10 protein-coding genes are annotated in these 10860 nt (G+C 45.0%); 7 read left to right on the top strand and 3 right to left on the bottom strand.

Annotation, left to right across the window (positions count from 1 at the left end; translation table 11 throughout):
- The first annotated feature begins 349 nt into the window (after positions 1 to 349).
- Positions 350 to 1981 (top strand): glycoside hydrolase family 36 protein, encoded by a 1632-nt coding sequence (locus DWX61_RS14870; RefSeq protein WP_244791685.1) that lies wholly within the window; start codon positions 350 to 352, stop codon positions 1979 to 1981.
- A gap of 15 nt (positions 1982 to 1996) precedes the next feature.
- Here the strand turns inward: DWX61_RS14870 and DWX61_RS14865 are convergent, their stop codons facing one another.
- Positions 1997 to 2851, bottom strand: coding sequence for an AraC family transcriptional regulator (locus tag DWX61_RS14865; RefSeq protein ID WP_286188084.1), 855 nt, complete (start codon positions 2849 to 2851; stop codon positions 1997 to 1999).
- Positions 2852 to 2986: 135 nt separating this feature from the next.
- On the opposite strand from DWX61_RS14865, the gene DWX61_RS14860 reads away from it, so the two are divergent.
- The 3 genes from DWX61_RS14860 to DWX61_RS14850 all read left to right on the top strand — a co-directional run bounded on the left by DWX61_RS14860 (position 2987) and on the right by DWX61_RS14850 (position 6158).
- Positions 2987 to 3622: a YczE/YyaS/YitT family protein gene (locus DWX61_RS14860; protein ID WP_147419225.1), complete on the top strand. Its 636-nt coding sequence runs from the start codon at positions 2987 to 2989 to the stop codon at positions 3620 to 3622.
- Positions 3623 to 3892: 270 nt separating this feature from the next.
- Complete coding sequence (locus DWX61_RS14855; RefSeq protein WP_118626100.1) at positions 3893 to 5017, top strand: aldo/keto reductase; 1125 nt, start codon at positions 3893 to 3895, stop codon at positions 5015 to 5017.
- A gap of 49 nt (positions 5018 to 5066) precedes the next feature.
- A complete protein-coding gene (locus DWX61_RS14850; RefSeq protein ID WP_015525523.1) occupies positions 5067 to 6158 on the top strand; it encodes a PTS sugar transporter subunit IIC in 1092 nt (363 codons plus the stop codon).
- A gap of 91 nt (positions 6159 to 6249) precedes the next feature.
- Here DWX61_RS14850 and DWX61_RS14845 read toward each other — a convergent pair whose 3' ends face one another.
- Positions 6250 to 7329: a DnaJ C-terminal domain-containing protein gene (locus DWX61_RS14845; protein WP_118626076.1), complete on the bottom strand. Its 1080-nt coding sequence runs from the start codon at positions 7327 to 7329 to the stop codon at positions 6250 to 6252.
- Positions 7330 to 7693: 364 nt separating this feature from the next.
- Between DWX61_RS14845 and DWX61_RS14840 the strand changes: the two genes are divergently transcribed.
- Positions 7694 to 8647, top strand: coding sequence for an SH3 domain-containing protein (locus DWX61_RS14840; RefSeq protein ID WP_270427332.1), 954 nt, complete (start codon positions 7694 to 7696; stop codon positions 8645 to 8647).
- A gap of 77 nt (positions 8648 to 8724) precedes the next feature.
- The gene (locus DWX61_RS14835; protein WP_118626074.1) at positions 8725 to 9636 is read left to right on the top strand and encodes a LysR family transcriptional regulator; all 912 of its coding nucleotides are present in this window, start codon (positions 8725 to 8727) and stop codon (positions 9634 to 9636) included.
- A 183-nt stretch (positions 9637 to 9819) separates the two neighbouring features.
- Here the strand turns inward: DWX61_RS14835 and DWX61_RS14830 are convergent, their stop codons facing one another.
- Positions 9820 to 10338 carry a nitroreductase family protein gene (locus tag DWX61_RS14830; RefSeq protein ID WP_118514133.1) on the bottom strand — a complete coding sequence of 173 codons (519 nt, stop codon included), beginning with the start codon at positions 10336 to 10338 and terminating at the stop codon, positions 9820 to 9822.
- Positions 10339 to 10587: 249 nt separating this feature from the next.
- Between DWX61_RS14830 and DWX61_RS14825 the strand changes: the two genes are divergently transcribed.
- Complete coding sequence (locus DWX61_RS14825; protein WP_118607875.1) at positions 10588 to 10860, top strand: acylphosphatase; 273 nt, start codon at positions 10588 to 10590, stop codon at positions 10858 to 10860.

The following is a 10860-nucleotide window of genomic DNA, read 5'->3' as shown; positions in this document are numbered from 1 at the left end:
AGAAATCCCTTTACTTATCAGTACTAGCACATGGTGGAAGTTACTTTTTCATTCAACCAGAATTTGTGTTCCGTAAAATGAAAAACTAACTTCCGCCCTTACGTTCTTATATTAAAAAACGGATCGGACAAGGACTGAAAAGCTTATGCAGATTGAACATTCTGCAATGTTATAATAACTTTAAAGCATAGAAAAAAACAAAAAAATCAATATAATAAGGCATATAGACAAAATGTATTAAAAAAATTTTTCGTACATTCTTCTGAGTTGAACAGACGATAGAAAGACAGTATTCATGAGTATGCAGGTAAAGCAAAATGTAAATAAAAAAGTACAGGAGGAGAGAATAATGCAGAAAAAATATGCAGATTTTAAGCTTGGGGTACCGGATTATGTAACAGTGGAAACAGAAGAGGAGAGACTTGTGTGCCAGGGAGGGCAGACGACAGTAGCTGCCGGTGCAACTACTGTGGAATTCCAGGACGCAGGTGAACATGAAGATATACTTGTCACATCCGAGGATACAGTGAGATGCGTGAAGTTGAGATGGAACTATAAGATCCCGAAATCAGCCAGATTTCTGGGAGATGCCTGGGAACGTACCTATGGTGATGTGGAATGGCATGGAATGAGCGGAAACCGTTATCTGCCATGGTATTTTCTGGCGAAGCTTTCTGAGAAGGTTCTCTGCTTTGGCGTAAAGGTCCGTCCCTCTGCTATGTGCTACTGGCAGGTGGATACCAAAGGAATTACTTTGTTTCTGGATGTTCGCTGCGGAAATACAGGAGTACAGCTGAAAGGAAGAAAACTGTGTGCCGCACAGATCGTCTGCATGGAAGCAGAGGGAGCAGATACTTTTGAAACTGCACAGAAATTCTGTGAAAAAATGTGTACAGATCCGATCTTCCCGGAGTTTCCGGTGTATGGAAGCAATAACTGGTACTATGCTTACGGTGACAGCTCCGAAGAGGAGATCTTAAGTGATACCGATTATATCCTGAAACTGACTGAAGGTGTAAAAAATTCTCCGTTCATGGTCATTGATGACTGTTGGCAGGAGCATCATCGCCTGGATGAATACAACGGTGGACCATGGACAAAAGGCAATGCCAGATTTCCGGATATGAAAGGTCTTGCAGACAAGCTGGAGAAAAAAGGTGTCCGCCCGGGTATCTGGGTCCGTCTGCTTCTTAATGAAGATGAGAATATCCCGGATGAGTGGAGAATTTCCTATAATGACTGTCTCGATCCGTCCCACCCGGATGCACTGGCATATATCCGTAAAGATATCGAGAGGATCTGTGATTGGGGATACACGCTGATCAAGCATGATTTTTCTACCTTTGATCTCTTTGGGAAATGGGGATTTGAGGCGAATTTAAGAGACAATTCCATGGAGAAATGGCACTTTTATGATCAGACCAAAACCAGCGCAGAAATCGTAAAAATGCTTTATCAGGAGATTTATGATGCTTCCCGGAGCAATAACGCAGTGATCATCGGCTGCAATACCATCGGACATCTCGGCGCAGGCCTGATGCATCTGAACCGGACCGGTGACGATACCAGCGGACGTATCTGGGAGCGTACCAGACGAATGGGCGTAAATACGCTGGCATTCCGTCTTCCGCAGCACAATACGTTTTACCATATTGATGCAGACTGTGTCGGTATTTTCGGAATGATCCCATGGGAGAAAAATCGTCAGTGGGCAGACGTTCTTGCAAAGAGCGGTACACCACTGTTTGTATCCGCAAAACCCGGAGTTTTAAACCCGGAGGAATTTGAGGAGCTGCATCAGATCATGCTGCGTGCATCAGAACAGAAAGAACACTTCGTTCCGCTTGACTGGGAAGAAATCGACTGCCCGGAGGTATGGGGAGAAAGCGGCGAAACCATCACTTATGACTGGTTTGACAACGAAGGTCCGACTATGGATGCTGCGGTGGAATACTACAATGCCAAGGTAGTTGTTCCGTAAATCAGGAAAAGTGGTTCAGCAATCCAGAAGATTCTCGGCATGATGATATTTTTCCCGGTATTCCCGTGGCGTCATGCCGGTTTCTTTTTTGAAGGCACGGGAGAAGGCAAAGGGATTCTGATAACCGCAGGAAGTTGCGATATTGGCAATGGGGATATCTGTGATCGTCAGAAGCTCCCTGGCATTGATGATCTTGGCTGAAGTCAGAAAGGCCTGAGGAGTAGTACCCAGATGTTTTTTGAAAAGTCCGTAAAGGTGGCTGCGGCTGATGTGGAGGTAGTCTGCGACATCTGTCACTGTGATATCCAGAAACGGACTTTTTTTGATGTAATCCACAGCCTGGGTAATGTAAAAATTATCGTTGGCTTCCATGGTGGTGTAGGAAGCATGAAATTCTTCCTCCAGCATGGCGATGATTCGGTAAAGACTGCTCTGGATATAAGCTTCGTTGGAAGGTGTCAGCTGGGGATGGGTCATCATTTCACAGATCGTTTCCGCATAGGGAATTACAGAAGTAAGCTGCTGAACCGGATTTTCCAGGGTGAGATGACAGTGTTCGGAAAGTGCGGCAGCATTTTCACCGTTAAAACAGATCCAGGTATAGGTCCAGGGATCAGAAGGCTCCGCTTTATAAAGCGTGCTGACAACTGGCGGGATAAAGAAGCACTGTCCGGCTTTCAGGGTATATTTCCGGTTATTGATGTAGAAATAGCCCTGTCCTTTCAGAACAAAATGTACGGTATAATAGCGGCGCACCCCTGGGCCGTAGGACTGATCCGGCGTACATTTTTCCCAGCCGCAGGAAATCAGATGAAGTTCTTTTGATGAAGTTTTCCGGTTCATGACCTGCTTATCTTCCATGATTATCATGCCTTTCCACATAATATGATGTAACTTTTACATATTTCGGGGCTGAAAGCAGATCAGCATTTTCTGCTTTGACAGCATTCCTGAAGTTCGATACCATCAGTGTAAAATATTTGATCAGAGGTGTAAAGAATAAAAATGAATTCATTAACAGTAAAAAGAATCTTTATGACTTTTGTCGGGATTTTTCTGGCCGGGGTTAGTGTGGCCATTTTTAAGGCATCGGATTTTGGAACAGATCCCAATTCTTGTTTTGTTATGGGAGTATGGAATCTTGCAGGAATAAAGTACAGTTATGTTTATATCATCATCAATGCGTTGATGCTGCTGGGAGTATTTTTTCTGGATCGGCATTTTATCGGGCTGGGAACTGTGCTGAACCTGTTTTTTATGGGGATCATCGTGGAAAAAGGAATGCAGCTTTTTGACAAATATCTGCCGGAGAGAACTTTTGGGGTAAGAGTTCTTCTGATGTGCATTGCCGTTGTGATGATGTGTTTTGCGTCAGCGTTGTATTTTACTGCAGATATGGGTGTTTCCGCCTATGATGCCTATGCGCTGATCTTAGATAAAAGAACCCGGATTCCTTTCCGGATGTGCAGGATTGGGACCGATGTGCTCACAACTGCGGCGGGATTTTTTATGGGTGCGGTTGTAGGAGTGGGAACTCTTGTCACTGCATTTTTTATGGGACCGCTGATCGAGTTTTTCAACCGGACGGTGGCAAGGCCGTTTCTTTATGGAAAAGAGAATAAACAGATGCAGAAGCAGTAAAACGAAAGGCAGTTGTCGTGTTAGAAAAGAGCGGCAGCTGCTTTTTTGTTTACAGCAACAAGAGCGCCACTGTCTTGACACTTGTAAAAGAAAAAGGTTTACTGCTGAAGAAAATACCATTATAATAGGAGAAACGCAGTTTTTTTCCTGTAGTAAAATATAACTGTCCGGGAAATATCAATGTCTGGAACATTGTTTACCAGACGATATAGCAGATGATATAATAATATGGGAAATTTTCCGGAATGGAATAAGAAGGGAGAGAAAAATATGGCATATTTAGGCGAAGAGATCAAAAAACTTGGTTTTGGCCTTATGAGACTTCCGCAGAAATCAGAAGGTGTGATCGATGTGGAGCAGACCAAAGTCATGGTGGACAAATTTATGGAAGCCGGATTTACATATTTTGATACAGCATGGGCTTATGCAGGAAGCGAAGATGCTATCCGCGAAGCGCTGGTAGAGCGTTATCCGAGAGAAAAATATCAGCTAGCCACCAAGATGGCAGCCTGGATCAACTGCAAGACAAGAGATGAAGCTCTTGCACAGTTTAAAACATCTCTGGAGAGAACAAAGGCAGGATATTTCGACTTTTATCTTCTCCACAATCTTGGAGAGCACAGAACAAAATATTTTGATGAGTACGGTTTATGGGACTGGATCCGTGAACAGAAGGAAGCCGGTCTGATCAGACATGCAGGATTTTCGTTCCACTCCACACCGGAGGAGCTGGATGCACTTCTCACTGCACATCCGGAAATGGAATTTGTACAGCTGCAGATCAATTACGCAGACTGGGAAAATCCGGCGATCCAGTCAAGAGCCTGCTACGAGGTAGCCAGGAAACATGGAAAACCGGTCATTATCATGGAACCTGTAAAAGGCGGCATGCTTGCAACTCCGCCGGAATCAGTGGAAAAGCTTCTGAAGGCAGCAGAGCCGGAAGCATCCACAGCATCCTGGGCGATCCGTTTTGCGGCAAATCTGGAAGGCGTGATTACCGTACTTTCCGGAATGAGCAATGTTGTGCAGATGGAGGATAACCTTTCTTTTATGAAGGATTTCAACGGCCTTACTGACAGTGAGAAGGAGACTCTTGATAAGGCAAGAGAGGCTATGAGCAAAATTCCTTTGATCCCATGCACAACCTGTAACTACTGCGCAAAGGTCTGTCCGATGGAAATCGGAATTTCCGGTTCTTTTACAGCAATGAATTATCTGACATTGTACGGAAATAAAGCCGCCGCAGCGCATCAGGAAGACTGGCTGGTAGTCAGTCATGGCAGAAAGCGTGCAGATGAATGTGTAAAATGCGGACAGTGTGAGGAAGTATGTCCGCAGCATATTTCCATCCGCGAGGAACTTGAGAAAGTAAGCGAGGCTTTTTGCAAATAAAGGAACTGATCCGGCAGGAAGCGGATCAGGGTAAGGAGAGAGTTTAAAAATGGAAAAATTCAAAGCATTTCTGAAACGGAAGGATATTGAGATCTCTCTGAAGAGATATGGTATCGATGCACTGGGAGCTATGGCACAGGGACTTTTCTGTTCCCTGCTGATCGGTACGATCATCAACACCATTGGCACACAGTTTCACATTCCGTTTCTGACTATGGCAGTTGCCACAGTCAATGATACCCAGTACACAGTAGGTTCTCTGGCATCTGCCATGAGCGGCCCTGCCATGGCAGTAGCCATCGGTTACGCCTTGCATTGTCCGCCGCTGGTATTGTTTTCGCTGATCACCGTTGGATTTGCCTCCAACGCACTTGGCGGAGCAGGCGGTCCTCTGGCTGTACTGTTTGTTGCCATTGTTGCAGCTGAGATCGGTAAGGCAGTTTCCAAGGAGACGAAGATCGATATCCTTGTAACGCCTCTTGTAACCATCGGTGTGGGCGTAGGTCTTTCCGCATGGTGGGCACCGGCCCTTGGAAAAGCTGCTATGAAGGTAGGAAGCGTGATCATGTGGGCAACAGATCTGCAGCCATTCTTTATGGGCATCCTGGTTTCTGTATTTGTTGGAATCGCACTGACGCTGCCGATCTCTTCTGCTGCGATCTGCGCGGCTCTGGGACTTACCGGACTGGCAGGCGGCGCTGCAGTAGCGGGCTGCTGTGCGCAGATGGTAGGTTTTGCGGTTATGTCCTTTAGGGAAAACAAATGGGGTGGTCTTGTCTCTCAGGGAATTGGAACTTCCATGCTCCAGATGGGTAATATTGTCAGAAATCCAAGGATCTGGATCGCTCCGATCGTAACATCTGCTATCACAGGACCTATTGCAACCTGCTTGTTCAGGCTTCAGATGAACGGAACTGCTGTATCCTCAGGAATGGGTACCTGCGGTTTTGTAGGTCAGATCGGTGTGTATACAGGATGGATGAATGATATTGCAGAAGGAACCAAGACAGCTGTTACAGCTATGGACTGGGCAGGACTTTTTCTGATCTCTTTTATTCTCCCGGCAGTTCTCTGCCCGTTGATCAATATGTTTGTACGTAAGCTCGGATGGGTGAAAGATGGAGATATGACGCTGTCATAAGCTATATCAGATCTTACTTTAAAATCAAAAAAGAGTATCACAGGAACTCATTGATAGTGATGAGCTTTGTGATACTCTTTTATTTTAACTTTTATGCTACATGTGATCCGGTGGCATTACTCCGTTCCAGTCCACAGGCCTTTGCATATTCATGGAGTTTCTCTTTTGCGGAATAATTCAGATTTTGAGGAACCTGAATCTGAATGGTTACATACTGATCACCGCGGACGGAAGGGTTCTTCATGGAAACAATGCCTTTTCCTCTCAAGCGGATCTTGGAACCGGACTGCATACCTTCCCTGATCTTACAGATAACATTTCCGTAAAGGGTAGGAACGGTGGCTTCACCGCCGAAAACAGCGGTTGTGTAAGGAATAGAAATGGTGGTATAAACATCCGATCCTTTTCGTTCATAGCCAGGACGTGTTCCTACGGTAACCTTCAGAAGAAGGTCACCAGGCTCGCCGCCGCCGGTTCCGGGCATGCCTTTTCCTTTCAGACGGATACTCTTGCCGGTATCAATACCTGCCGGAATATGAATCTGAAGTGTCTGCGGTGCACCGGAGCTTCCGTCCGGACCGGACAGAGAAATTCTTTTATCAGCACCAAAAGCTGCCTCATTAAAGGTAACGTTGATGCTGGCCTTCACATCAGAGCCTTTTTGCGGAAAATCCTGCTGATGGAATCCGCCGAAGCCGTTGCCGCTGTGAAAGCCACTTCCGCCAAATCCACTGTGAAAGCCGCCACCGTTACCGGTGAAATGCTCATATGTGCCATTACTGCTGAAACCGCGGCTTTCGCCGTGACTGCCGTGGAACATATTTCCGAAGATATCACCAAAAATATCGTCCATGTTTTCACCGTTAAAATGAAATTCCTGATAGCTGCCATTGCCGCCACCCTGGAATCCGCCGAATCCACCGGCGCCAGGATCAGCTCCTGCCTCAAACGCGGCATGACCAAACTGATCATACATTTTTTTCTTCTTTGGATCACTTAAGACATCGTAGGCTTCGTTTACTTCTTTAAATCTATCTGCGGCATCTGCATTACCTGCGTTTGTATCCGGATGATATTTTTTGGCCAGTTTACGGTAGGCTTTTTTTATTGTTTTTTCATCTGCGTTCCGGTCAATGCCCAGAACATCGTAATAATCTTTTTTTACTGCCATGGTATTCACCTTCCCTTATATTATAGTCTGCAGCGTCCCGGATGATCGATCTGTCCTCTCAGGGGACAGATCTCCCGGACTGTCATATATTGAACGTATGTGTATAAAATTCCCCGGGAAAAATCCCGGGGCATTACTTTTATCCTGTTCTACATGTAATATAACACTACTAATTAAAAGTGTCAATACCTGCATTACGGAAAGGAACATTTTGGACTACGATAAGAGATATGATTCTTACAGCTATCAGCTGAAAATATGATATAATACTACCATAAATTCCGGTGCGGTCTGCTCAGTAAATAAAAAACAGAGAGAGCAGCAGATCAGAGAAAGATCCAAAAAAGAAAAGGAGGCGTATAATATGAGAAAAAGAACTCTTCTGTCTAATATAAAGGCAGTAAAAAAGCTGGTACTTCTGACATTTATACTGGCAGCAGCTTTTCCGGCGACGATCCGGGAGGCAAGGGCAGCAGCAGGAACCACTTTTAAAGTCAAAGTCACAGATGGATACCTGGCTCTTCGAAGTGAGAAGGCTTTTGACAAAGGCAATGAGATCGGACAGCTGAATACAGGAGATCTTGTGGAAGTTACAAATCGGAAGGACGCTACCTACTGGTATGCATACGTGCCAAGACTGGATAAGTCCGGATATCTGGACAAAAACTATATCCAGATAGCAGAGAACGCCACAGCTTCCAACGATTCCTGGACAGTAAAGGTAAAAAAAGGCTATCTGGCTCTTCGAAGTACCGCAGCTTACAATGACAGTAACGAGATCGGACGCCTGAATACCGGAGATACCGTTCTTGTAAAGGACAGCAGTGATTCTACTTACTGGTACGTATATGCTCCGGGGCTTGATAAATCCGGATATGTGGATAACCGGTATATTTACAACAGTGGTCTGTGGACAGTTAAAGTAGAAACTGGTTATCTTGCCCTTCGCAACAAGGCAGCCTATAATGAAAGCAATGAGATCGGACAGCTGAATACCGGTGACACGGTTCAGGTGAAGGACACCAGCAACGATCAGTACTGGTATGTATATGTTCCGCAGCTGGATAAGACAGGTTATGTTGACAGAAACTATCTTACCGGAGGCTCAGGTACGACAACTCCATCCATGACTGTTAAAGTGGAAAGCGGATATCTGGCTCTGCGCAGTGCAAAGGCGTATGACAAGGACAATGAGATCGCCCAGCTGAATAACGGAGATACGGTGGAAGTCATTGAGAAGAAAGACAGTACTTACTGGTATGTATATGTTCCGAAGCTTGGAAAAGAAGGATATGTAGATAAGAACTACCTTAAATAAAAAGATAAAGGATGCTTGTTGCCGGATCTGTCTGAAGAGGAACAGAGAGCCGGAACAAGAAACGGGGAGGCAGAAAGATGACTCTGGCACAGCTCAGATATACCATAGCAATTGCAAAAGCCGGATCTATGAACGAGGCAGCAAAAAGCCTTTATATTTCTCAGCCCAGTCTTTCCACGGCAATCCGGGAGCTGGAAGCAGAAACCGGTGTTGAGATATTCCGAAGAACGAACCGCGGAATCGCCGTAACTCCTGCAGGCGAAGAATTTCTGGGGTATGCAAGGCAGGTGGTGGAACAGTACGAACTGATGGAAGCCAAATATATTTCCAAGGAACAGTCACGCAAAAAATTCAGTGTTTCCATGCAGCATTATACCTTCGCAGTCAATGCCTTCGTGGAGCTGGTAAAGCAGTTTGGTATGGATGAGTACGAATTTGCGGTCCACGAGACCAAGACGCATCAGGTCATCGAAGATGTCCGTAATTTCAAGAGTGAGATCGGAATCCTCTACGTAAATGAGTTTAACCATAATGTACTTGCAAAAATGTTTCACGAGTATGGTCTGGAGTTTCACGAACTTCTTAATTGTCGGATCTACGTTTACATGTGGAAGGGGCATCCTCTGGCGAAGCGTGAGAAGATCACGCTGGAAGAACTGAAGGAATATCCGTGTCTGTCCTTTGAACAGGGAAAAAATAACTCCTTTTATTTTGCGGAGGAGGTTTTGAGCACCTATGAATACAAACGGCTGATCAAAGCCGATGACAGGGCTACTATGCTGAACCTGATGGTAGGACTGAATGGATATACCTTATGCTCCGGTATTATCTGTGAGGATCTTAATGGTTCCGATTACTGTGCTGTGAAGCTGGATTCCGATGAGATCATGACAATCGGTTATATTGCCAGAAAGGGTGTTAACATCAGTGCCCTTGGAAAAAAATATCTGGAGGAGATTTCCAGATATAAGGATAAAGCACTGAAATAAGAGAAAATAAAATCTGACAGATCACTGCCGGAGAAGAAGGGAAAAGCTTCTGGTATTTATGATACCGGAGGGCTGTTTTCCTGTGTATTCTCAGATACGTAGCAATGCGTATCATGCAGGAATTTGTCAGATTTTTATTTACATTAAAAATTTTTGGCAGTGGAAATCTTATTTGCAAGACGATCACACGCGGATTACAAAACCATCCTTACGTGGTTTGGCTGTTGGATACTCACAGTCACGGTATCCAAGAACACAGTGACCCACGCCGATATATTCTTCTGGAACACCCCACTGCTTCTTCAGCTCTTTTCCCTCCTCGGAGTCAAAAACTTCTCTTGCACGGTGAATCCAGCAGGAGTCCACGCCGAGAGCATGTGCGGCATTCATGAGATTTCCCATCACAAGACTTCCGTTTTCCACACAGGTGCCCATTTTGCTGTCGGAAAAGACAATGATCACAGTTGGGGCGCCGTAGAACGGATCTGAGGTGCTTCCCATAACAGCTGCGTTCATTTTGGAAAGCCTCGCAACCAGCTCCGGATCCTGTGTCACTACCATAAGAGTGCTCTGCTGTCCCATGCCGCTGGGGGAATATTTTCCTGCTTCCAGGATCGTATCCAGAGTTTCTTTCGGAACAAGTTCTTTTTTGTAGGCGCGGATGCTTCTGCGTTCTAACAGGTTTTTGATGCTTTCATTCATGATCATTACCTCCTGATGTTAAATTTTGTTGAAAATATTTTCTGCAAAAGAAAGTAAATTTCTTTTTATTCTGATAAAAACTATTATAACGTAGATGATTATAGTTTCCAATAGGCAGAAGGATATAACTTTACAATTTATAAAGAAATATTATATAATCTGGTTATGATATTTCTGCGGCAGATGCGGGAGACTTTCGGGTGGAGATACAGAGACAGAATAGTTAAGACAGAAAATATGAGGTGCCAGATGGAAAAGATTCGGAAACATTTTTATTTTTCAGGAAGAGTACAGGGAGTAGGCTTTCGTTACCGCTCTTATTATATTGCACAGTCCATGGGACTGACCGGCTGGGTACGGAATCTCTGGGATGATCGTGTGGAAATGGAATTACAGGGAACCAGAGAAGAAATCCGGGAGATGGTAGAGCGCCTTTCTCAGCAGAGCTTTGTGGAGATCGAGGGGATTGAAGCGAGGGAGATCCCACTGGAGGAGGAGTTTGGATTTCATGTGAAAGGATAG

It is taken from the genome of Ruminococcus sp. AF20-12LB (assembly GCF_003478985.1).
Lineage (GTDB): Bacteria > Bacillota > Clostridia > Lachnospirales > Lachnospiraceae > Blautia_A.
Note: the sequence above shows the minus strand (reverse complement) of the source record. Positions and strands in the feature narration are given on the sequence as shown.